This window comes from Methylocella sp. CPCC 101449 (assembly GCF_031921685.1).
Taxonomy (GTDB): Bacteria; Pseudomonadota; Alphaproteobacteria; order Rhizobiales; family Beijerinckiaceae; genus Terripilifer.
In genome coordinates this window covers 753,664-776,585 of sequence record NZ_JAPDHU010000003.1, presented here as the reverse complement: position 1 = coordinate 776,585, position 22,922 = coordinate 753,664, and the positions used below count along the sequence as shown (strand labels likewise).

Below are 22,922 nucleotides of genomic sequence, written 5' to 3'. Positions count from 1 at the left end.
AACTGACAGGATTGCGGCTTTTCCCGCGGCCGGACTCCCCCCATATTGCGGCCATGGCCAAATCACCGAACAAGTCCCCGAAAAGCGTCCGGCCGACGCGCGCCAAGGCGTCGCGTCCCGACGTGAAGCCGCTCGACGAGCATCTCGCCAGTCTGCTCAATCCCGCCCTGAACGAGCCGCGTGGCGGCTTCGGCGAGGCGCCGCAAAAGGGCTTCGATGCCGACGCGGTCGAGGGGATCGATCCGAAGCTGGCCAAGACCTTCCTGCCGGAGCCCGCCGGCCGGGGGCGTTCGCGCCGGCCGGAACTGACTGGCGCCACGGCGACGGTCGAATCGCTGAAGGATTTGCTGGAGCAGGGCGATCCGAATTTGCGCGGCAGCAAGCCGTGGACGCCGCATCGCCCGGAACGGCCGGAGAAGTCGGAAGGTGGCATCGCCTTCAAGCTGGTGTCCGAATACGAGCCGCGCGGCGATCAGCCGACGGCGATCAAGGAACTCGTCGCCGGGGTCGGTGCCCACGAGCGCGACCAGGTGCTGCTCGGCGTCACCGGTTCGGGCAAGACGTTCACGATGGCGCAGGTGATCGCGCGCACCAACCGGCCGGCGCTGGTGCTGGCGCCGAACAAGACCCTGGCGGCGCAGCTCTATGGCGAGTTCAAAAGCTTCTTTCCGGACAATGCGGTCGAATATTTCGTCTCCTATTACGACTACTATCAGCCGGAAGCCTATGTGCCGCGGACGGACACCTATATCGAGAAGGAATCCTCGATCAACGAGCAGATCGACCGTATGCGCCACTCGGCGACGCGCGCGCTGCTCGAACGCGACGATGTGATCATCGTCGCTTCGGTGTCCTGCATCTATGGTATCGGTTCGGTCGAAACCTATACGGCAATGACCTTTTCGGTGAAGCTCGGCGAGAAGATCGACCAGCGCCAGCTCATCGCCGATCTCGTCGCTCTGCAATACAAGCGCTCGGGCGGTGATTTTTCGCGCGGCCTGTTCCGCGTGCGCGGCGATACGATCGAAGTGTTTCCGGCGCACTATGAGGATCGCGCCTGGCGCATCGGCTTCTTCGGCGACGAGATCGAGACCATTGCCGAATTCGATCCGCTGACCGGCCAGAAGACGCAAGATCTCGAATTCGTCAAAATGTACGCCAATTCGCATTACGTGACGCCGCGCCCGACGCTCATCCAGTCGATCGCCGGCATCAAATTCGAATTGAAGCAGCGGCTCGACGAGTTGCACAACGGCGGGCGCCTGCTGGAGGCGCAGCGCCTCGAACAGCGTACGATGTTCGATCTGGAAATGCTGGAGGCGACGGGTTCCTGCGCCGGCATCGAAAACTATTCGCGCTATCTCACCGGCCGTAAGCCGGGCGAACCGCCGCCGACCCTGTTCGAATATCTGCCCGACAATGCTCTGGTTTTCGCCGACGAAAGCCATGTCACCGTGCCGCAGATCGGCGGCATGTATCGCGGCGACTTCCGCCGCAAGGCGACCCTGGCCGAATATGGCTTCCGTCTGCCGTCATGCATGGATAATCGGCCGCTGCGCTTCGAGGAATGGGAAGCGATGCGCCCGCAGACCGTGCATGTCTCGGCGACGCCAGGCAATTGGGAGATGGAGCAGACAGGCGGCGTCTTTGTCGAACAGGTCATCCGTCCGACGGGTCTAATCGATCCGCCTGTCGACGTGCGGCCGGCGCGTGCGCAGGTCGACGATCTCCTGGGCGAGGTGAAGGAGACGGCGCGCAAGGGCTATCGCAGTCTCGTCACCGTGCTGACCAAGCGCATGGCTGAAGACCTCACCGAATATCTGCACGAGAATGGCGTGCGCGTGCGCTACATGCATTCGGATATCGATACGATCGAGCGTATCGAGATCATCCGCGATCTGCGGCTGGGTGCCTTTGACGTTCTGGTCGGCATCAACCTGCTGCGCGAAGGTCTCGACATTCCTGAATGCGCCTTGGTCGCCATTCTCGATGCGGACAAGGAAGGTTTCCTGCGCAGCGAGACATCACTGGTGCAGACCATCGGCCGCGCGGCGCGTAACGTCGACGGCAAGGTGATCCTCTATGCCGATCAGGTGACGGGCTCGATGGAACGCGCCATGGCGGAAACGACGCGCCGGCGCGAGAAGCAGCTCGCCTATAATGCCGAGCATGGCATCACGCCGGAATCGATCCGCCGCGGCATTCAGGACATTCTGGGCTCGGTCTATGAGCAGGATCACGTTACCGTCGATGCCGGCGTGGCGAAGAATGCTTTGGTTGGGCACAATCTCAAAGCGACGCTCAGCGACCTCGAACGCGAGATGCGCGAAGCCGCCGCCAATCTCGACTTCGAACGCGCCGCGCGCATGCGTGACGAGATCAAGCGCCTGCAAGCGACGGAACTGGCCATCGCCGAGGATCCGCTGGCGCGCCAGCAGGCGGTGGAGGATGCGGCGGGTGCCTATCAGGGCGAGCGCAAATATGGCCGTGCGGCCAATACGCCGTCGACATCGCGCATCCACAAGCCGACGGACGAGGACATGGGGCCGCATAATTTCGGCGGCGGCGAAGCGCGGCCGAAGAGCACCGGCGGCAAGCCAGGATCGCGCGGCGGCAAATCGCGGCCGTTTCGGCGCTGACGATTATAGCGGCCCGCTGCCGGCGCGCAGCGGCCGTTCCTTGATGAAGGCCATGCACAGGGCAGCGGCGATCGAGAGGACGGCGCCGAGGATGAAAATGGCCGAGAAGCCATGTTCGAGAATGCTGCGATAGGCTTCCGCTTCGCTGGCCGAGAACAGCCGTGTGGCATCGCCGCGCATCAAGGCAATGCCGGGGTCGGCGCCGAGTTTCTCATGGCCGGGTATGGTGATGGCGCCCGCCGTCAGCCAGCTGATCAGGAAGGTGGAGAAGACGGCGACACCAAAGGCGCCGGCCAGCGATCGGAAGAAGGTCATGCCGCCGACGCCGGTGGCCATGTCGCGGATTTCCAGACCGTTCTGCACGATGACGAGCATCGGATTGATCTGCCAGCCGATCGAAGCGCCTAAGAGCGCAATCGCTACGATGTCGAACCAGACCGAGCGGCCAAGCCCGAACCAGGCGATGAGCAGGCAAAGCGTGGCCGCAGACAAACCGCCGATGATCGGAAAGATGCGGGCGCGACCGAGGCGGGCGATGGCGGAACCGCAGATAAAACTGCCGGTCGCCATGCCGCCAGTCAACGCGATCAGATGCAGGCCGGCGACGTCAGCCGGCATCTTCAGTACGATCTGATAATAGAGCGGCAGCATGACGATATAAGCGGTCATCGTCATCGAGGGGATGAAGATCGCCACATTGCCGAGGCTGAAGATGCGATTGCGGAACAGATGCATCGGGATCATCGGATCGACGGTGCGCAATTCGACGAGCACCAGAACCACCGTGAAAGCGAGGCCGATGAGTATGGGGACGATGACGTTGGCGTTGAGCCAGCCGCCTTCCTCCTCGACGCGGCTGATGCCGAGCATCAGCGGAATGGTGGCCAGCAGGATGAAAAGGGCGCCGAGCCAATCGATGCGCGCCTGTTTCACCGGCAAGGAAAGAGGACGCAATTGCCGGTCGATGACGACGAAGGCGATGGCGCCGAGCGGCAGATTGATCCAGAAGGCCCAGGTCCAGGACAGATGTTCGGCGAAGAAGCCGCCGAGCACCGGGCCCAGCGCCGTCGACACCAGAAAGTTGGTCGACAGATAGCCCTGATAACGGCCGCGATGGCGCGGCGGGATGATGTCGGCGATGACAATTTGGGCAATCGAGCGCAGGCCGCCGCCACCGATGCCTTGCAGGACACGCGCGGCGATCAGGAGTTCCATGGAAGTGGCCAGCGCGCAGGCGGCCGAGCCGATGACGAACAGAGCGATCGAAACAAGCAGCATGTGACGCCGACCGTAGAGATCGCTGAGGCGCCCGTAGATCGGTGTCATGGCGGTCGAGGCGATCAGATAGGCGGAAATGATCCAGGGGAGTAGTTTCCAGCCGCCCAGATCATTGGCCATGGCGGTGAGACAAGTGGCGACGATGGTTTGGTCGAGACTGGCAAGAAACATGGCCAGCATCAGTCCGAACATGATCGGGGCGATATTCTGCAGCTCGACTTTCGGCACGCGCTGGCGTTCTCCTCGGAGTTTCTTAGGTTCCATATAGCACCGTCTCGGGCGGCGTCGATCCGTGCCGGTGGGATGCCGCTATGAGGCAGGCGCGCATGACAAGTGCGGCCCGGCAAGCTAGACCTGGGGCCATAAAAATGAGGGGAGGGCCCATGACCAAGGGACATGCGGGCAAAATCGCCGTGATCAGCGGTGCGGCCAGCGGAATCGGCCAGGCGATGGCCGTGCGGTTGGCCGAAGATGGCGTCGATATCGCCATTGCCGATCTGCAACCGGCCGATGAAACCGTGCGGCGCATTACGGCCCTGGGGCGCCGGGCTATTTCACGCTCCTGCGACGTGTCCGATCCACAGGACGTGCAGCGCTTCGCCGATCACATTTTACGTGAACTCGGCCGTTGCGATATTCTCATCAACAATGCCGGTTTCTTCAAAACCCGCAAATTCGAGGATCTGACCATCGCCGACTGGCGGCGGACCATGGCCGTGAATCTCGATTCGATGTTCCTGATGACGCAAGCCTTCATCGGAGGCATGCGAGAGCGCAAATGGGGCCGCATCGTCAATGTAGCCTCGAACTCGCTTGGGTCAGTCTCGCCCAATCATGTCGATTACATCGCCAGCAAGGGCGGCGTCGTCGGCTTCACGCGTGCTTTGGCGAGCGAGATGGGCGTCGATGGCATTACGGTGAATGCCATATCTCCCGGGCTGACGCGCACCCCCGGCACGCTGGAAGGCCAGTTCCGGCCGCGTGGCCTGCCGATCGAACAGGCCTTCGACGTGGTTTCGCAAGCCCAGGCCATCAAGCGACATCAGACGCCGGATGATCTCGTCGGCGTGGTGTCCTTCCTGACAAGCGATGACGCCGCCTTCATGAGCGGACAGACATTGATTGTCGATGGCGGCTTAGTCAGAGTGTGATCTTTCCATGGTCAGTTGCCGGCGATCGATTCGGAAGCCTTAAGGAGTTCGCGCGATGAGATCGATGATGATGATAGGCGCGCTCTGCCTGGCGCTTTTTGCACCGGTGGCGCCTGCCACCGCCAAGCCGGAGAACGCCCTGATCGAGGCGATGCTCAAGGGACCGATCGAGGCGCGCGATGCAGCATGCAATTATGTTATGGCGCATCCCGAAGCGATCAATCCGATCTATCTGTCGACCGTGGCGCTGAGCCTGTGGAAGCGTGGCGACCGGGCGCAAGCGGCTTTCTGGTTCTATGTTTTCCAGGTGCGCTCGCGCGCCTGGATCAATGCGGATAAATCGGCGGCGCCGCTGCGTGGCTCTCTCAACCAGCAGATCGGTGCGATGATCAACCCTTGGGTCGCAAGCGATCTCGAGGCTTGGTACGATATCGCCGGGCGCGCGCTGTCCTATGAAAAGAAAATCCCGCTCTATCCGAAACAGCCCGCCGATCTGACGCCGGAACAATGGCAGGCGGTGGTCGCCAAGGCGCGGCAGGACAACGATGCGCAATTCGAGGAAGTCATCGGTGGCTTCCGCAAAGACCCTGCGGCCTTCGCCGCGAAGCGCCGCGAGAACGGTTTGCCCGTGGGGCCGTTGCAGGAGCCTGGCGCGCCTTTGCCGTCCGACTGGCGTTGACAAAAAGAGAGCGGGAATGATCCCGCTCTCTCATCGCAATGCTAACGCGCTTTAGTTGGCAGCGAAGCAGTAGAGCAGTCCATTGCCGCCGGTGCGGATCAGCGCCGGTCGATCGCAGCCGGCGGAAGGATGCGCGGAATTCCACGAGCGGGCCGCCGCGTCATCGCTCAGGCCCATGCGGTCGTTGTGGCCGACGATCGCCGAACCTTCGCCGTTCTTCGTCCAGTTGCCGCAGGTGAGATCCTTGCCCGGAGGCGGCGCGGTGCCATCGGCATTCGAGCCCGTGAGAATGTCGTGCTGGTTGATGGTGAACAGGCGGCTGGGCACGCGCTTGCCGGTTTCGGTCAGCCCGGTCTCAGTGGTGATGCGATTGCGATAGGCATTGTGCAGGTCTTCCACATTGGCGGCGATCAATGTGCCTTCCGCATTGGCCCAAGGACCCTTGCCGATGCGATCCTTGGCATTGACTGCCGGTTTGCCGTTCAGCTCCTGCTGGCTGAGATAGGCGCGCCAGGTCTTGGCGCCGGCGCCCGCCTTTTCGGCGAGGCCCTGGCAGAATTTATCGGCGCCTTCGAGGCCGCCGAAATTGGCACCGTCAGGGCCCGGCTGGCTGGTGATGAAGAACGTCATGTTGGGATATTGCGGGGGCTGCTGTTGTGCTTGCGCCGCGCCCATGAAGATAAGGCCTACCGCTGCGGCCAAGGCAATTCGAGAATGTAACAACATAACTCCCTCCTCGTGCCGCCCGGCGACTATTTCGCTCACGTTAAGACGGCGAGGGCAGAGTGTCAGACTGGCTCAACACTGCAACGACGATGATGGACACATGTGCGTGATCCGACATGAACCGTGTGTCGCGGCGTTTGCTGTTTGAGAGGACGAGAAAATGCGGTTCTGCGGAAACGCATTTGCTTCAATCGCCGAGTTCGCCTTCCGGCACGAAGGCGCCATCGTCGCGAATGGAGCCGCGCTCGACGCGCGAGGCTTGCGGCACCGTCATCGGTGCACCGACATCGAGTTCGCCGATGCTGTTGATGCTGCGCGGCGGCCGCGATGAGCCGCCTCCCGACATCGGCGGCAATGCGCCACGCGAGATCGGCGCGGGGGCTGCCTGCTGTTCGCTGTAAGGGCCGCGTGCCAGGGCCAATGCATTGCGCGCATTGGGATTGTTGCGCGAGATATCGATCTCGGGCTCGAGTTCCGGCGGATCGGGCAGATTGTCTTGACGCGGCGGCGGCGCGATGTCCTTGATGATCGGGCGGCAATAGCGGCGCAGGCCGCGCGACGATGAGCCGTGCATCGCCAGATCGACGTGAATGTGATTGTAGTGGAAGGCGTTGGAGCCGGGGCCCAGCACCGTGGTGAAATGTTCGCAGGCGCCCGCATGCACTTCGCGCAGGAAAGCTTGTTCCTGGGGATCGCCGCGCGTCCAGCCTTGCACGACGGTGATCTTGCGACCGTCGGCGAGACGGAAGCCGCCGATGTCGATGGCATTGCCATAGGCATGTTCGGACAGTTTGCCGCCGGCGGTATTGTTGATCGGGCGGCAGGAATAGGCGCCCATGGAATCGATCTGCGCCACCGGCTGGCCGAAGCGGGCCATGGCGGAGGGCTGCACGACCGCCTGGATCCATTGTTCGAGCGCTTCGGTCATCGGGCAGCCGAGCGTCTGGGTCGAACTGAGCGTAACGGCGCCATCGAGCAGGGCTGTGGTGCGCAGCGGCATGGTGAGGCCGCAGATGCTCGGTCCGTCGATGGGTTTCGATTGCTGGATATAGGCGGAGAGTTTGACGCCACGGCGGGCGAAACAGGCCTTTTCCGCCGCTTCACGCCAGGCAGCACGCTGCGGGCGTTCAAACACGCCGCATCCGGAGATCGTTGCCAGCAAACCCGCCAGAACGAGATATGGCCATACGCTACGCGCCATTCGTTACAAATGTGCGGGATTTCTTAACCGGCGTTGAAGGATGACGGTTAACGAATTCTTCCCAGGCGATTTTTGCCCCGTGTGGGCATCACGCCACGGATTTCGCGGTCTTTTCGAAGTTTTTTTGATCTGAAGCCGCTAGCGGGCTTGCCAAGCTCTCGTCTTTGCGCCTAATATCTATAAATCTTATAGACAATATAGGAAAACTAGAAAATGAGTGACGCGTCCAGCCTTTACAGCTTCACCATCTCGCCGAATGGCCCGGTGTTCGATCTGCCGCTTTATGTCGCCCGCGACGAGGGCCTGTTCGAGAAGCACGGCCTGAAAGTGGAGTTCGCCAAGGCGTTCGATCCGCTGAACACCTCGAAGGACCCGTTCCAGCGCCAGAAGGAAGTGCTCTACGAATCGGGCAAGGCCAGCGCCTACAATCTGTGCGAATGGGCCGGTCTCGACCGATCGGAAAAGAGCGGACGCGGCAGTCGCGTGTTCAGCCTGCGGCCGGCGGTTGCGGCACAGGCGCTTGTCACTTTCGACGAAGACATTCAGGAGCCGCGCGACCTGGAAGGCGTCGCCGTCGGCATCAACGAGCTCACCGGTTCGCATTACACGACCTTGCAGCTTCTGGAAGGCACGATTCCGCGCGAGGGCATCATCCTCGAGCACGCCGGTTCCCCGCATGTGCGCTACGAAGCGCTGAAGCGCGGCGAGATCAAGGTGATCGCCATCATGGAGCCGTTCATCAGCCTGGCGCTGAAGGAAGGCGCGCATATCGTCGCCGTCAATTACTATCGCGGTTCGGAAGTGATTTCGCCTGATGTGCCGGAGCAATATCGCGAGGCCTATGTGGCCGCGGTGAACGAAGCGGCCGATCGCATCAAGGCAAACTTCGACAAGTACAAGCACCACATCGTCAAGCAGGTGGAAGGCAAGCTGAAGCCGGAAGAGCTGTTCTCGCACTTCGTCCACTACACCCGCTCCAAGCCGCTCGACGAGAAGCGCTTCGACTATACCTATGAATGGATGAAGACCTGGAACCTGACGCCGGGCATCAGCAGCTATCACGCGCTGGTGGCGTAAGCTGCGATGGCTTCATTCAGAGTTGACCGGCGGCGTTTCGCCGCCGGTGCGGGAAGCGCGGCGCTGCTCCTCCTCCCCGGTGTGGCGCTTCCCGCTCCTTCTCCCGCCTATAAGGCGCGGCTTAGCAAATCCCTCGCCGGCACGGCGGGGACGTTGCAGGACGGCATGATCGCCAAATTCCCTGAGGTTTCGCAGGGATTGGAGATCGAATGGGTCGATGGCGACCCGGGTCAGTTGCAGGTGTTCATCCTGTCGGGTGCGATCGATTCCGGGCCGTTCGGCGCGTTGGGTCTGGCCGAGGCGGCGCTGAAGGGCGCGGACCTGTTGATGTTTGGGCCGCGGCTCAACAATCACGGCTCGTGGATCGTGCGCGGCGACAGTTCCTTCAAACATCCCTCCGATCTAAAGGGCCGCAAGATCGCGACGCAGTTGCCGACCAGCGACACCTATCGTCATGCGCGCATGGCGGCGGCGCTGCATAAGCTCGATCTGCAAAAGGACTTTCAGGTCATTTTCGGGTCGTCGATCGCCAATATCGCTTTGTTCAATCGCGGCGATGTGGATGCCGTGATCGCCATCGAACCGACCTCGACGCGGCTGATTGCGCAAGGGCATCGCGAGATCGCCCGTGTCGCCGATCAGTGGAAGGAAGCGACCGGCGATAGCGCGCCGCTTTCGCTCGTCACCTGCGCGGCGACGCGGCAGTGGGTCGAGAAGAATCCAGAAACGGCGCGGCGCGTCGGACAGCAGGCTCTGGCGATCAATCGCAAGTTCGTCGCCGATCCGACGGTCGTGCGCGATCCCGATATCTATCGACCGATGGGCTTCAAGGACACCGACAAGGCGGCGATCGACCTGCTCGTCGAACGTTTGCCGCGTGTCTATGCCACGGAATGGAACAAGGCAGTCTTCGATGGTTTCGATCGACAGCTCGAAGTCGCGCTCTCTCTCGGTATCATCGAGAAGAAGCCGGCCAAGCGCTACTACCAAGAGCTTTAACGGGCCGCCGCTCAGCACGCTGCTGCTGCCGGCTCTGTTCCTGATCCTGCTCGCCGTGGCCTGGGAGGCCATGGCGCGCACGCTCGCCAATCCGCTCGTGCCGCATGTCGCCGAGATCGGCACGGAGCTGGTGCGCATTTTCAGCGACGGTTCGTTCTTTCGCCAGTTGCAGGTCACGCTGGGTCGAGTCGGGCTGGGCTTTGTCTTCGCTTTCATTCTTTCCCTGGCGCTAGGCATCGCGATGGGGCGCAACAAATATGTGGCGCGCTTCGCCGAGCCGGCGGTGTTGATCGGGCTCACCGTACCAGGCCTGGTCTGGGCGCTGCTCTGCGTCATCTGGTTCGGCATTTCGCTGACCACGTCGACAGTGGCCGTGGCCCTGAGCCTGGCGCCGCCGTTGACCTTGAGCATCGCGCAGGGGCTGAAGACCGTCAGCGCCGAATTGCAGGAGATCACCGCCGTCTATCAATTGTCGTGGCGGGCGCGGCTGCGCTTTCTCTGGCTGCCGACGCTCTATCCGTTTCTGCTCAACGGCATTCGCATCGGCCTGTCGATGGCCTGGAAGGTGATCGTCCTGGTCGAAATCTTCGGCCTCTCCAGCGGTGTCGGTTATCGGCTCAACGTCGAATACAGTTCGATGAACGTGGCGGGCGTGCTGGCCTGGACCATCGGTTTCGCTCTGGTCATGGCCATTCTCGAATATGGTTTTATCGGCGGGCTCGAGCGGCGACTGACGCGCTGGCGGCGCGTGGCGGCGGTGTGAACATGTCACTTGTGGATTCTTTCCCGGCTGCCACGATCGCGCCAGCCCTGGCCATCGAACACGTCTCGAAACGTTTCTCGTCGCGCACTGGTACGGTCGTGGCGCTCGACGATGTGTCGTTGACCTTGGAACCGAATGAAAGCCTCGCCATCGTCGGGCGCAGCGGCTGCGGCAAGTCGACCTTGTTGCGGTTGATTGGCGGGCTCGAACCGGATTTCGAAGGGCGCATCCGTTTCGAGGGGCAGGATATCGCCGGGCCGGGGCTCGATCGCGGCATCGTCTTCCAGGATCACCGTCTGTTTCCCTGGCTGACCATCAGCCAGAATGTCGGCATCGCGCTGCACGAGGCCGATATGCCGGAAGCGCAGAAGCGCCAGCGTGTCGCCGAGCATATCGAGCTCGTGGGCTTGTCGGGGTTTGGCGATGCCTTCCCGCATCAATTGTCGGGCGGCATGTTGCAGCGTGCCGCCATCGCACGCGCACTGACCGCCGATCCGCGCCTGCTGCTGCTCGACGAACCGTTTGGCGCGCTCGATGCGTTCAACAAGATCAATCTGCAGCAGGAACTGTTGCGCATCTGGCACGTGCGCCACATTCCGATGATCCTCGTCACCCACGATCTTGAGGAAGCGATCTACCTGTGTGACCGCATCGTGGTTCTCTCGCCGCGACCCGGTCGCATTCAGAGCATCGTGCCTGTGACCTTGTCGCGGCCGCGCGATCGCACGTCGCCAGAGTTCACGAGCATCCGTAAGGAGTTGCTCGGGCAGCTTGGGTTTTAGGGTTTTTTGTTTTGACGCATTTTCTTCACGCGAACCGGCAGCCACTTCGCTCGAAAATGCTATAATGTAAACCATCAAGTTTATTTACTTGACCGTTCTCCCCTCGATACGCGACAGTGCGCGCGTTTTGTTGGGGGAGGATTTTATGCTGACACGCCGCCAGGCTTTGGCTGGTTCGCTCGCGGGCGCCGCCGCTTTGGGATTTCATCAAGCTTTCGCGCAGACGATCGGCAAACAGGCGACGATGATCGTCGGTTTTGCTGCCGGCGGCAGCACCGATGCGACCGCGCGTCTGTTCGCCGAGCAATTGCGCGCCTATGCGCCAACCGTCATCGTCGAAAACAAAGTGGGTGCCGCCGGCCGCATTGCCGTCGACTATGTGAAGAATGCCGCGCCGGACGGCAGCACCTTGCTTTACACAGTCGATTTTCCGCTGACGCTTTATCCGCACATCTTCAAGAAGCTCAATTACGATCCGATCAACGATCTGACGCCGGTGGCGCCGTTGACCAAATCGGCGCTGGTGCTCAGCGTCGGTCCCTCGGTGCCCGACAGCGTCAAGACGCTGCAAGGCTTCGTCGAATGGTGCAAAGCCAATCCGGGCAAGGCGAGCTATGCAACGACGGGCGCCGGCGGCACGCCGCATTTCGTCGGCGTGTTGCTGTCGAACGCCAGCAAGGTGCCGATGACGCCGGTGCATTACCGGGGCGGCGCGCCGGCGCTGCAAGATCTGCTGGGCGGTCATGTGGCGGCGAGCATCAATCCGATCGGAGAAGCGCTGCCGCTGGGTCAGGCCGGCCAGATCCGCATGCTGGCGGTGGCAAGCTCGCAGCGTTCGCGCTTCCTGCCTGATGTGCCGACCATGCGCGAAGTCGGCTACGACGCATCGGTCGACACCTGGACCGGCATTTTCCTGCCCGCCAAGGCCGATCCGAAAGTGGTGACGGCCCTGAGCCAGGCGCTGGAAAAGGCGGTGCAGCTGCCGGCGATGATCGAAGCCCAGGCCAAATTCGCCAATGAAATGTATTTCCTGCCGCAGCCGCAGTTTGCCCAGCAGGTGAAGGCCGATACGGAGCGCTGGGGACCGATCGTCAAAAGCTCGGGCTACGTGCCGGAGGAATAGGGCTCTATCCGCCATTCTTCAGATGGTTAGGCCGTTGGGGACGATCGGAGCTGTGCCGGTCCTCTCCGGCGGTCTTTGTTATTTTGCGTTGGTTATTTTGTGCTGGCGCTGCCGCTGGGGTTGTTATAGTATAACAGTACATTTTCCGCGTTCCGGCAGTTTTGGCGTGCAAGATCATCATCATTCCGCTTCCCACGACCATGGCCATGCCCACGGATATAGCCACGCTCATGGTCATGCCGCTGCGGCGCAGATTCTGGCGCGACCGGCTGTTCCGGGCTTTTCACTGCTGCGTCTCTCGGCCGGGCAGCGTCTGGCGGGTGCCGGGCTGATCGTCCTGGCGCTTTGGGGCGCCGTGTTCTGGGCTCTGCAATAAGATGAGCGCCGCCATCACATTTCGCGACCTGACGCTGGGCTACGACCGGCATCCGGCCGTGCATCATCTCTCCGGCCGGGTCGACAGCGGCGCGCTGCTCGCCGTCTGCGGTCCCAATGGCGCCGGCAAGTCGACCTTGCTGAAAGGAATTGCCGGCACGCTGAAGCCGCTCGACGGGGCGGTGAAGCTTGAAGGCTGCCGGCCGCGCGACATCGCCTATCTGCCGCAGGCGGCCGAAATCGACCGGTCTTTCCCGATCAATGTTTTCGATCTCGTGGCGCTGGGCGCCTGGCGTTCCGCCGGCTTGTTCGGCGGCCTCGGCCGCAAGGCGCGTGAACGCACGTTTGAGGCTATCGCGGCCGTCGGCCTCACCGGCTTTGAGGATCGTGCCATAGGCACCTTGTCGGGCGGGCAGATGCAGCGTGCTCTGTTCGCGCGGGTTCTGTTGCAGGACGCGCCGATCATTTTGCTCGACGAGCCGTTCAACGCCATCGATCAGCGCACCGTGGCCGATCTCGTCGATCTCATCGGCCGCTGGCATGGCGAAGAGCGCACCGTGCTCGCGGTGCTGCATGATCTCGAACTCGTCCGTAAACATTTCCCGCAGACCCTGCTGATGGCGCGCGAGAGCATCGCCTGGGGTGACACGACGCAAGTGTTGAGCGCCGAGAATCTGTTGTCGGCGCGGCGCATGGCGGAAGCTTTCGACCGACAGGCGCACGAATGCGAACGCGCCGCGTGATGCCATGATTTATGACGCGCTGATCGGCCCCTTCGTCGAATTCGATTTCATGCGCCGCGCTCTCGTCGGCGCCGCCGCCTTGGCGCTGTCAGGTGCGCCACTTGGCGTCTTCCTGATTTTGCGCCGTATGGCGCTCACCGGCGATGCGATGGCCCATGCCATTCTGCCGGGCGCTGCGCTGGGCTATCTCGTGGCCGGCCTGTCGCTGCCGGCCATGACCTTGGGCGGCCTTGCCGCCGGTTTCACGGTGGCTTTGGCGGCTGGTGTCGTCGCGCGTTTCACCGCCTTGCGGGAAGATGCTTCGCTCGCCGGTTTCTATCTCTTGTCGCTGGCGCTCGGCGTTATCATCGTTTCGGTGCGTGGCTCCAATGTCGATCTGCTGCATGTGCTGTTTGGCAGCGTGCTGGCGCTGGATGACGCGACCTTGCTGCTGCTCGCCTGCATCGCCAGTGTCACCTTGATCGTGCTCGCCATCGGCTATCGCGCTTTGGCGCTGGAAACGCTCGATCCGGGTTTTCTGGCTTCCGTCAGTGGCGCCGGCGCGCCGACGCAATTGGTGTTTCTCGGGCTTGTCGTGCTCAATCTCGTCGCCGGGTTCCATGCGCTGGGCACTTTGCTGGCCGTGGGTGTGATGATGTTGCCAGCGGCGGCTGGGCGTTTGTGGTCGGCTGATATCACGGTGATGACCTTGATCGCCGTCGGCATCGGGCTCGCCTCCAGTTATCTCGGCCTGCTCTTGTCCTATCATTACGGTTTACCTGCCGGCCCGGCGATCATTCTCGTCGCTGGCGTCCTGCATATGATCTCGCTCGTCTTCGGACGCGCGGGTGGTTTGATCCGTCACGTTTCGACTGGCCGACATCTCGAAGCATAGGAAAATCATGCGCTATCTCGTTCCCTCACGGCGCCATGCCCTGGCGCTGGCTTGCGGCCTATTGGCTGTTTCGACCCTTCCCGTCGCGGCGCAGACCGAGACGAAGCTGCCGGTTGTCGCGTCGTTTTCGATCTTGGGCGACATGGTGCGGCAGGTGGGCGGCGATCGGGTCGCGCTCGACGTTCTGGTCGGGCCGGGCGGCGACGCGCATGTCTATGCGCCGACGCCAAGCGACGCGAAAAAGCTCACGGCTGCGAAAGTGGTTTTCGTCAACGGCATCCGCTTCGAGGGCTGGATGGACCGGCTGGTGCGCTCCTCTGGCACCAAGGCGGCCGTGGTGACGGTGACCAAAGGGCTGAAGCCGCTGACCATGACGGAGCGACACGCCGGGCACAATCACTCGGCTTCGGATCCTCATGCCTGGCAGGATGTCGCCAATGCCAAACTCTATGTCGCCAATATTCGCGACGCGCTGATCCAGGCCGATGCAGCGGGCGCTGACGGCTACCGCAGCCGGGCGGATGCTTATCTGAATCAGCTCGACGGGCTCGACGCGGATATCCGCGCTGGCCTTGGCACCATTCCGCCGGAGCGGCGGCTCATCATCACCACCCATGACGCCTTCGGCTATTTCGGCGCGGCTTATGGCATGAAACTGATTTCGCCCCAGGGCATTTCGACCGAAAGCGAGGCCTCGGCCCAGGACGTGGCGCGGATCATCCGTCAGATCCGCCAGGACAAAGTGCCGGCGGTGTTCGTGGAAAACATCTCCGATCCGCGCCAGGCCGAGCGGATCGCCCAGGAAACCGGGGCGCGGATCGGCGGCACGCTCTATTCGGATTCCCTGTCGCCGCCGGATGGTCCGGCATCATCTTATGTCGGGATGATGCGCCACAACCTCGGCGAGCTCACCAAAGCGCTGAAACCGTGACCGAAACGCTGGTTTAGAGCCGCGATTCTCCTGAATTTTCCGTCGGATCGTTCCAAGCTTGTCAGGGGCGGGGCGGCCGACTATCTCTCCGGTCGGATTGCCTTTCGGGCCAGGCTCGGGCCCTAACTGACATGCCGTGCTCCGCAGAAGGGCCCGGCCGGAGACCGCCATGACCGCCACCAACGAAAAAATTCCCGTCACCGTGCTCACCGGCTATCTCGGTGCTGGCAAGACGACCCTGCTCAACCGCATTCTCACCGAGGACCACGGCCACAAATTCGCGGTTATCGTCAATGAGTTCGGCGAGATCGGCATCGACAATGACCTGATCGTCGGTGCCGATGAAGAAGTGTTCGAGATGAACAACGGCTGCATCTGCTGCACCGTGCGCGGCGACCTGATCCGCATCATCGAAGGCTTGATGAAGCGCAAGGGCAAGTTCGACGCCATTCTTGTGGAGACCACCGGCCTCGCCGACCCGGCGCCGGTGGCGCAGACCTTTTTCGTCGACCAGGACGTGCAGGACGAAGCGCGCCTCGACGCCGTCGTCACCGTCGCCGACGCCAAATGGCTGGCGGAACGGCTGAAGGATGCGCCGGAAGCCAAGAACCAGATCGCCTTCGCCGACGTCATTCTGCTCAATAAGCAGGATCTGGTTTCGCCGGAAGAGCTGCGTGAAGTCGAGGCGCGCATCCGCGCCATCAACCCCTATGCCAAGCTGCACAAGACCTCGCGCTGCGACGTGCCGCTCGACGCCGTGCTTGGCCGCAACGCTTTCGATCTCGACCGCATTCTCGAAATCGAGCCGGATTTCCTCGAGGCCGACGATCACGATCACCACGACCATGATCACCATCATCATGATCACGGCCATGGCCATCACCACGATCATGGTCACGGGCTGAAGCACTATCACGACGAGGATATGCAGTCGGTGTCGTTCCACATCGATGGTGAGGTCGATCCGCACCGCTTCATGCCGTGGATCAATCACATTGCCCAGACCGAAGGCCCGAGCCTGCTGCGCTACAAGGGCATTCTGGCGTTCAAGGACGAGCCGAAGCGTTTCGTCTTCCAGGGCGTGCATATGATCCTGGACGGCGATCTGCAGCGTGACTGGAAGCCGGGCGAGAAGCGGGAATCGAAGATCGTCTTCATCGGCCGCAAGCTCGACGAAGAGATGCTGCGCGAAGGCTTCATGGCCTGCAAGGCCTGAAACTCTTACAGTCGCTTTATAGACGGTCCTAACAGGCGGGGTGGTACGGCGTGCCACCCCGGCCTCACAACAAGACACCGGATCCATGCTCACCAATTACGACCAGTCCCTGACTTCCCACGTGCAACCGATCGAAGCGGGGGCCGAGGCCGTCGCCGGCGCCTTTCTCGATGGCCGGCCGGTGCTGGCGCTGGCCAATGGCGAAATTCTTTTCACCGACAGCGGCGAGCGCGTGTTCGCCCATCCGGATGCGACGATCCTGTGCGCTGCCGGGGGCCGCGATCGGCTGGTCACCGGCGGCGATGACGGCCGTGTGGTTGAAACGCGCGGCAATGGCACGGCGACCGAGATCGGCAACGAGAAGGGCAAGTGGATCGATGCTTTGGCGCTGCGCGAAGATGGCGCAGCCGCCTGGTCGGCGGGCAAGGATGTGCGGGCGCGCGATCCGAAAGGCGCGGTCAAGAGCGTGCAGGCGCCGTCCGGTGTGCGCGGCCTTGCCTTCATGCCCAAGGGCTATCGGGTCGCCATGTCGCACTATAATGGCGCGAGCCTGTGGTTTCCCAACATGGTGGCGGAGCCGGAGATGCTGCGCTGGGCCGGCTCGCATCTCGACATCACCGTGTCGCCCGATGGCCTGTTCTGCGTCACCGCCATGCAGGAAAACGCGCTGCACGGCTGGCGTATCGCCGACAAGAAGGACATGCGCATGACGGGCTATCCGTCGAAGACGCGCTCGTTCTCCTGGTCGCCCGATGGCAAGTGGCTGGCAACCTCCGGCGCCGACGCCTGCGTGATCTGGCCGTTCGAATCCAAGGATGGGCCGATGGGCAAGGCGCCGCGCGAATGCGGCGTGCGCCCGGCGCGCATCAATCGCGTCGCTTTCCATCCCAAGGCGCCGATCGTCGCGCTTGGCTATGACGACGGCTGGGTGCTGCTGTGCCGCATCACCGACAGTGCCGAGCTTCTGGTGCGCAAGGGCCTTGAGGAGACCGACGAGGTCGATGCGCGCAACCGGCCGCGCGCGCCGGTCACCGCTTTGGCCTGGGATGCCGACGGCAAGCGGCTGCTCTTCGGGCTCGAGACCGGCGATGCCGGCCTGCTGACCCTGCCGGTGGTTTGATCGTTTCTCGATCTGGCGGCGATTTTATTGTGAGGCGCTTGTTCCCGAAGTAAGCTTCGGCCATGCGCCTCACGATCTTTCGCTCTTTGGGTCTGGCTCTCTTCCTCGGTTTGGGCCCGATGGCCGTGGCGCAGCCCGCGCCATCTCCCCCCGTCGTGACACTGATCAGCGAGGCGCCGTTGCTGGCGGAGCTCGATCGCGACAAGATCGCGCCGCTGTCGCTCTACAGCCTGTTCAAGCGTCTTCACGAAGCCCGCAAATTGACGTCGCCTGCGCCGGTGGCGGCTTCGGGACCGACGCGGGCCAGCGACCTCACGCGCTTCGGAGAGAGCTACGGCAAATTTACTTCGGTCATGTCCGCCGACATCGCGCGGATGATTTCGGAACTGGGCATCGATTGGGAAAAGGAGATTCTGAAGACCTACGTTCCCTCGGCCGCGAAGACGGAGGCCGGCAAAAGGTTGCGGCAGAACGGCAATGTGATGCGCGTCTTCAACGAGAAATGGCTGAACTCATCGGACGGCCTGTTCATTCTCGCCGGCGTCGTCAACCGCATCGATCGGCGCGATTTCGATCCCGGGCATTGCGGCGAAGTGCGCTTCATCTATCGTCTTGGCTACGACGTGAAGATGAATGGTAAGACCTATGCGTCGCGCATGCCGTTCACCGTCAACATGGTGTTCAGCTACAATGATGATGGCGACAATTGCCGCGGCATCGCCACGCGTTGGCGTGTCGAGGGCATGGGCAAGGACAGCGCGGCTGTGATCGCCCAGCGTCTGCTGCAAGGGCCGCTCGATTTTTCCAAGCTCACCTTCAAGCAGATGGAGATCAATGCGCAGGTGGCGCGCTTCCCGTCTGATCTTGAGCGGATGGAGAACCGCAGGCTCGCGGGGCAAGCGATCTATTGGATGCGTATTTTCGCTTTCCGAGACGGTGGCTTTCGGCCCATTGCTCTGGAGAATACGCCCGACGTGCAGGCGATTTTGAAGGAGCCGGCTAAGCAGAAGCAATTGCAGGACTATCTTTCCGCCCACATGGGGGAGATCGATACGGGCGCCTTCAAGATTCCAGACGAGCTTTCCGCCGACATCGCCCTGAGTTATTCGACGGCTGGCAGCGCGCGTCTGGCCAATCGTCCGTTCGATCTGGTGGTCAGCCCCGAACTGGCCAATAAGATGGTCAGCGCTTGGAGTGATCCATCGCGTCAGTTCATCCGCACGGGCGCGGCCTTGCTCGAGCGGCTCAACACGTCCTCCTGCATGGGCTGTCATCAATCGTCATCGACGGCGGGCTTCCATTTCCTCGGCGTCGATCGTTCCGATTTTGGCGATGCGGCCGCCGTGCAGGGCGCGATCGACGGCAACAGGTTGCAATTGCCGTTCTCGCCGCATGTCTCAGCGGAATTGCCACGTCGTAAGAGCTATGTGGAACATTTGACGCGCGGCGAAGCGCCGGATCGTTTCCGCCCGCATCCGTCGGCGCCCGCTGCCGATTGGGACAAGAAGGCAGTGCCGATCACTGCGGCAGCGGGCGACAACATGCCGTGTCCGCTCAGCGCCGATCTTGCCACCGAGGCCAATTGGAGTTGCAGCAGTGCGCGCGGTCTCACCTGTCAGGCGATGACGACGAATGGTGCCGCGTCGTTTCATCTCGGCCAATGCGTGCCGGCGCAAAAGAATATCTATGCGGGGCTGAGCTGTCGCGCCAACGTCATCACCGACGCTACGCCTCAAAATGCTTCGGGCAGTCGGCTCAGCTTCAACGTGCGGTCGTTCAGCGATCGTGTCACCAAGGAGGAGCTGATCTATAAAGTGCCGGAAGGCAAGCTCAGCGGCTACGACAACAATTGTCGTCCCAGCCAGATCGGTGTGCCGCTGGGTCGTCTGTCGCGACCCTGTACGCCGGAGGAGGCGCGGCTCGCCGCTTTTCTGCCGGGCAAAGCGGCCAATGAAATCTGCGCCATCGTGGGTGGCAAGGGCTTCGAGCAGATGGCAAAGGGTTATTTCGACAGCGCGGCTTTCGCCGCCAGTGTCGGGCGCGGCATGCTCGACACCTGTTCCCCGACGCGGTTCTGCCGCGAGGATTATATCTGTCAGGCGATGCCGGAAGATTTGACGCGCGGTGCGATCAAGCCCAGTGCGCAGGCGCTCAATGTTTTAAAGACCGAAAAGATCGGCTTCTGCACGCCGACCTATTTCGTCTATCAGCTACGCCTCGATGGGCATCCCAATCCGAAGTGACTAAGCAATCTCGCCGCGCGCGCTTTCGGCCGCCTTGCGGATCGCGGCGATATTGCCGGCGAAGGCGTTCTGGCCGCCTTTGAATACGGCGGACCCGGCGACGAGATAATTGGCGCCGGCGGTGACGCAAGCCGCCGCCGTTTGGGCGGTCACGCCGCCGTCGATCTCGATGTCGATGTCGCGGCCGGCGCACATGGCGGCGATGCGGCGCACCTTGTCGAGCACCGGATAGATGAACTTCTGGCCGCCGAAGCCCGGATTGACGGTCATGGCCAGCACGAGATCGACATCGTCGAGCACGGGTTCGATGGCGCTTTCCGGCGTGCCCGGATTGATGGCGACGCCGGCGCGTTTGCCAAGTCCACGGATGGTCTGAAGCGAGCGATGCAGATGCGGCCCGGCCTCGGCGTGGACAGTGATGATGTCGGCGCCGCCCTTGGCAAAGGCTTCGAGATAAGGATCGACCGGCGAGATCATCAGATGCACGTCGAATGGCTTGTCGGTGACGCCACGGATCGAGCGCATCACGTCGGGGCCAAAGGAAATGTTGGGAACGAAATGACCATCCATGATGTCGACATGGACGAGATCGCCGCCCGCTTCCATCGCCGCCCGCGTGTCATCGCCGAGCCGGGAGAAATCGGCGGCAAGGATCGAGGGCAGGATTTTCAGCGGGCGCATGGGTCATCTCCAAATATGCCGTGGCTTATCGCAGGTTCCGCCGCGAGAAGAAACGATATTTGGCGATAAAACCCCAGAAAATCGGCCCTTTTCGGGCTTATTCGGCGGCAGAAGCCGGGATCTGGGTTGCTTCCTGTTCCTGCCGCAACAGTTCGTCCATGATCCGGCGGAACCGCGTCGGGCCGGCATCGACCTCCAGAAAGATCGGCTTTTCCTTGTCGATGGCGGGGTCGTCCATGTTGCGCTGCTGGCCCTCGATCATCACCCGGTCCTGCGCGTCGAAGGCTTCGTGACGCAGTTCCGAGAGTAAAGCGCGCAACTCGCTGTCGATCGGCTCACCCCAGGCGCGCGGGTTCTGCCGCACGGCAGCGAAATGATAGAGAGTCGTTGTCGCTGTTTCCGGCGTGAGGAAATGCGCACCGAAGACGCCCGTGCCATCTTCGTGCCGGCCGCCTGGCGTGGTCGCGCCTGTGTCGTTCAACAGGGTTGAGGGTGCATACCAGAGAATGTTGGCCCATACGTCGACTGGCGCATTGTCGCGCCGGAACAGCAGATTGTAGAGTTGCGGTGGCGGTACGTTTTCGTTGAGACGGGAGACCTTCAAGGAAGCGCCGTTCTGCTCGACGCCGACTTTCGCGGGCATCATCTCCTCATTGCCGAGTATGCTTTCATGCAGAACATTGGCGTGACTGAGATCGAGCAGGTTTTCGACGATGCGATAGTAATGCGCCTTCATGCGCATCCATTCCTTGCGCGAGACGGTGGTGGGATCGGCGGTATCGAACAAGGAGAAGTCGGGAATGGTTGACGGATCGGCCTTGGCTTCGCCCATCCAAACCCAGACGAGCGTGTGTTTCTCGACGACCGGATAAGCACGTACCTTGGCATTGGGCGGAATGCGTCCCGAAGCATGCGGATTGCGCACGCAAGCGCCCGAGGTATCGAACTCAAGGCCATGATATTGGCAACGCACGCGGTCGCCGACGATCTTGCCGAGATGCAGCGGCGCTTGCCGATGTGGGCAGGCGTCGATCAATGCACGGGCTTTACCGTCGGCCGTGCGAAAGAAGACAAGCGGTTCGTCGAGAATGCGGCGTGGTTGCGGTGTGTCGCCGAGATCTTGCGACCACATCGCCACATACCAGGCATTGCGCAGAAACGTCATCGTGATCCTCCCTCACACACGATGCTAGGCATAGGCCGTGCTTGCGGTAAAGCCGTTCAAAGGCATGTGCTCACATTGCGATACGAAATTTTTGCTTGGGCTCCGGGTGGGCATCTTTCACGCGCGCAACGTCATGCTAGGCTTTCCGCATTGAACAGGGAGCCTGGGAGGGAACATGTTCGGGAGGCTGTTGGCGGCTGGTGCCGCTTTATTCGTGTCTACACATATCGCTGCGGCACAGGGTGCGGCGAACTGGCCGCAGCGGCCGGTAACGCTGATCGTTTCGCAAGCGGCGGGTGCAAGTCCCGATGTGATGGCGCGCCTCATCGCCGAAAAGCTCGGCAAGGAATTGGGGCAAGGCGTCGTTGTCGAGAACAAGCCGGGTGGTGGCAATGTCATTGGCGCACTGGCGGCGGCGCGCGCCGCGCCTGATGGCTATACCTATTTCTTCGCGACGTCGGCGGCCTTGGCAAACAATGTCTTCATGATGAAGGATCTGCCCTATCATCCCACGAAGGACTTCGCGCCGGTGGCGCTGGTGACGCGCAGCAATCAGGTGATCGTGACGACACCGGACTTGCCGGCAAAGACTTTGACGGAGCTGATCGCGCTGGAGAAAGCGGCGCCCGGTAAATATTCGCTGGGTGTCGATGGCCCACGCAATCTGGCCGGCGTGACGGCGCAAGCGCTCAACAAGCGCACCGGCACGACCTTCGTTCTGGTGCCTTATCCCAATATCAACAATGCAGTGCAGGACACGATCGCCGGACGTCTGCAAGTCGGCGTCTTCTCGGTGTCGATCGTCGAGGCGCAAATCCGCGCTGGATCGATGCGGGCGATCGCCATGGCTTCGGCCAAGCGGGTGTCGGCTTTCCCAGACCTGCCGGCGGCGGGCGAAACCGTGCCGGGCTTTGATTTCGCCGGCTGGTTCATGCTGATGGCCCCCACCGGCACGCCGCCCGACATCGTTGCGAAGATGAATGCGGCGACCGATCGGGCGACGCGTGACGAGCAGGTGCGCGAGATGGCGCCAAAACTTGGCTTCGACATCAATCCGCAGGGCGTCGGATCGCCCGGCGATGCGGCAAACTTCCTTGGCGAACAGCTCGCCCTGTGGGAAAAGACCACGAAGGAACTGGGGATCGAGCCGCAATAG

General features: G+C 62.1%; 21 protein-coding genes. 16 read left to right on the top strand and 5 right to left on the bottom strand.

The window, feature by feature from the left end:
- Positions 1 to 53: 53 nt before the first annotated feature.
- Positions 54 to 2,639, top strand: a complete 2,586-nt coding sequence (uvrB, locus tag OIM99_RS23850; RefSeq protein WP_311852978.1) for an excinuclease ABC subunit UvrB — start codon at positions 54 to 56, stop codon at positions 2,637 to 2,639.
- 3 nt (positions 2,640 to 2,642) lie between these two features.
- Here uvrB and OIM99_RS23845 read toward each other — a convergent pair whose 3' ends face one another.
- Positions 2,643 to 4,145 (bottom strand): MDR family MFS transporter, encoded by a 1,503-nt coding sequence (locus tag OIM99_RS23845; RefSeq protein WP_311852977.1) that lies wholly within the window; start codon positions 4,143 to 4,145, stop codon positions 2,643 to 2,645.
- Positions 4,146 to 4,300: 155 nt separating this feature from the next.
- Here OIM99_RS23845 and OIM99_RS23840 point away from each other — a divergent pair, with 155 nt between their 5' ends.
- Both OIM99_RS23840 and OIM99_RS23835 read left to right on the top strand, forming a co-directional pair.
- Complete coding sequence (locus tag OIM99_RS23840) at positions 4,301 to 5,068, top strand: SDR family oxidoreductase (protein ID WP_311852976.1); 768 nt, start codon at positions 4,301 to 4,303, stop codon at positions 5,066 to 5,068.
- Between the two features lie 55 nt (positions 5,069 to 5,123).
- Positions 5,124 to 5,747 carry a hypothetical protein gene (locus OIM99_RS23835; RefSeq protein WP_311852975.1) on the top strand — a complete coding sequence of 208 codons (624 nt, stop codon included), beginning with the start codon at positions 5,124 to 5,126 and terminating at the stop codon, positions 5,745 to 5,747.
- 51 nt (positions 5,748 to 5,798) lie between these two features.
- Here OIM99_RS23835 and OIM99_RS23830 read toward each other — a convergent pair whose 3' ends face one another.
- Positions 5,799 to 6,473, bottom strand: coding sequence for a hypothetical protein (locus OIM99_RS23830; protein ID WP_311852974.1), 675 nt, complete (start codon positions 6,471 to 6,473; stop codon positions 5,799 to 5,801).
- Positions 6,474 to 6,660: 187 nt separating this feature from the next.
- Positions 6,661 to 7,608, bottom strand: coding sequence for an extensin family protein (locus tag OIM99_RS23825; protein ID WP_311852973.1), 948 nt, complete (start codon positions 7,606 to 7,608; stop codon positions 6,661 to 6,663).
- A gap of 279 nt (positions 7,609 to 7,887) precedes the next feature.
- Here OIM99_RS23825 and OIM99_RS23820 point away from each other — a divergent pair, with 279 nt between their 5' ends.
- The 12 genes from OIM99_RS23820 (at position 7,888) to OIM99_RS23765 (ending at position 19,920) form a co-directional block, all read left to right on the top strand.
- Positions 7,888 to 8,751, top strand: coding sequence for a hypothetical protein (locus OIM99_RS23820; RefSeq protein ID WP_311852972.1), 864 nt, complete (start codon positions 7,888 to 7,890; stop codon positions 8,749 to 8,751).
- 6 nt (positions 8,752 to 8,757) lie between these two features.
- Entirely contained in the window at positions 8,758 to 9,750 is a 993-nt protein-coding gene (locus OIM99_RS23815; RefSeq protein ID WP_311852971.1) for an ABC transporter substrate-binding protein, read from the top strand.
- Positions 9,665 to 10,513 carry an ABC transporter permease subunit gene (locus OIM99_RS23810; RefSeq protein ID WP_311852970.1) on the top strand — a complete coding sequence of 283 codons (849 nt, stop codon included), beginning with the start codon at positions 9,665 to 9,667 and terminating at the stop codon, positions 10,511 to 10,513. Before OIM99_RS23815 ends, OIM99_RS23810 begins: the two co-directional genes overlap by 86 nt.
- Before the next feature lie 2 nt (positions 10,514 to 10,515).
- Positions 10,516 to 11,295, top strand: a complete 780-nt coding sequence (locus OIM99_RS23805; protein ID WP_311852969.1) for an ABC transporter ATP-binding protein — start codon at positions 10,516 to 10,518, stop codon at positions 11,293 to 11,295.
- A gap of 145 nt (positions 11,296 to 11,440) precedes the next feature.
- Complete coding sequence (locus OIM99_RS23800) at positions 11,441 to 12,418, top strand: tripartite tricarboxylate transporter substrate-binding protein (RefSeq protein WP_311852968.1); 978 nt, start codon at positions 11,441 to 11,443, stop codon at positions 12,416 to 12,418.
- 166 nt (positions 12,419 to 12,584) lie between these two features.
- Positions 12,585 to 12,794, top strand: coding sequence for a hypothetical protein (locus OIM99_RS23795; protein ID WP_311852967.1), 210 nt, complete (start codon positions 12,585 to 12,587; stop codon positions 12,792 to 12,794).
- A 1-nt stretch (position 12,795) separates the two neighbouring features.
- Positions 12,796 to 13,536, top strand: a complete 741-nt coding sequence (gene aztA / locus OIM99_RS23790) for a zinc ABC transporter ATP-binding protein AztA (protein WP_311852966.1) — start codon at positions 12,796 to 12,798, stop codon at positions 13,534 to 13,536.
- Between the two features lie 4 nt (positions 13,537 to 13,540).
- Positions 13,541 to 14,410 carry a metal ABC transporter permease gene (locus OIM99_RS23785; protein WP_311852965.1) on the top strand — a complete coding sequence of 290 codons (870 nt, stop codon included), beginning with the start codon at positions 13,541 to 13,543 and terminating at the stop codon, positions 14,408 to 14,410.
- Positions 14,411 to 14,417: 7 nt separating this feature from the next.
- Entirely contained in the window at positions 14,418 to 15,341 is a 924-nt protein-coding gene (locus OIM99_RS23780) for a metal ABC transporter substrate-binding protein (protein WP_311852964.1), read from the top strand.
- A 169-nt stretch (positions 15,342 to 15,510) separates the two neighbouring features.
- Positions 15,511 to 16,557 carry a GTP-binding protein gene (locus OIM99_RS23775; RefSeq protein ID WP_311852963.1) on the top strand — a complete coding sequence of 349 codons (1,047 nt, stop codon included), beginning with the start codon at positions 15,511 to 15,513 and terminating at the stop codon, positions 16,555 to 16,557.
- Between the two features lie 85 nt (positions 16,558 to 16,642).
- Entirely contained in the window at positions 16,643 to 17,677 is a 1,035-nt protein-coding gene (locus OIM99_RS23770) for a WD40 repeat domain-containing protein (RefSeq protein ID WP_311852962.1), read from the top strand.
- Between the two features lie 62 nt (positions 17,678 to 17,739).
- Positions 17,740 to 19,920: a hypothetical protein gene (locus tag OIM99_RS23765; protein ID WP_311852961.1), complete on the top strand. Its 2,181-nt coding sequence runs from the start codon at positions 17,740 to 17,742 to the stop codon at positions 19,918 to 19,920.
- Here OIM99_RS23765 and rpe read toward each other — a convergent pair whose 3' ends face one another.
- Positions 19,921 to 20,601 carry a ribulose-phosphate 3-epimerase gene (gene rpe, locus OIM99_RS23760; protein WP_311852960.1) on the bottom strand — a complete coding sequence of 227 codons (681 nt, stop codon included), beginning with the start codon at positions 20,599 to 20,601 and terminating at the stop codon, positions 19,921 to 19,923.
- A 97-nt stretch (positions 20,602 to 20,698) separates the two neighbouring features.
- Positions 20,699 to 21,766 carry an aromatic ring-hydroxylating dioxygenase subunit alpha gene (locus tag OIM99_RS23755; protein WP_311852959.1) on the bottom strand — a complete coding sequence of 356 codons (1,068 nt, stop codon included), beginning with the start codon at positions 21,764 to 21,766 and terminating at the stop codon, positions 20,699 to 20,701.
- Between the two features lie 175 nt (positions 21,767 to 21,941).
- On the opposite strand from OIM99_RS23755, the gene OIM99_RS23750 reads away from it, so the two are divergent.
- Positions 21,942 to 22,922, top strand: a complete 981-nt coding sequence (locus tag OIM99_RS23750) for a tripartite tricarboxylate transporter substrate binding protein (RefSeq protein ID WP_311852958.1) — start codon at positions 21,942 to 21,944, stop codon at positions 22,920 to 22,922.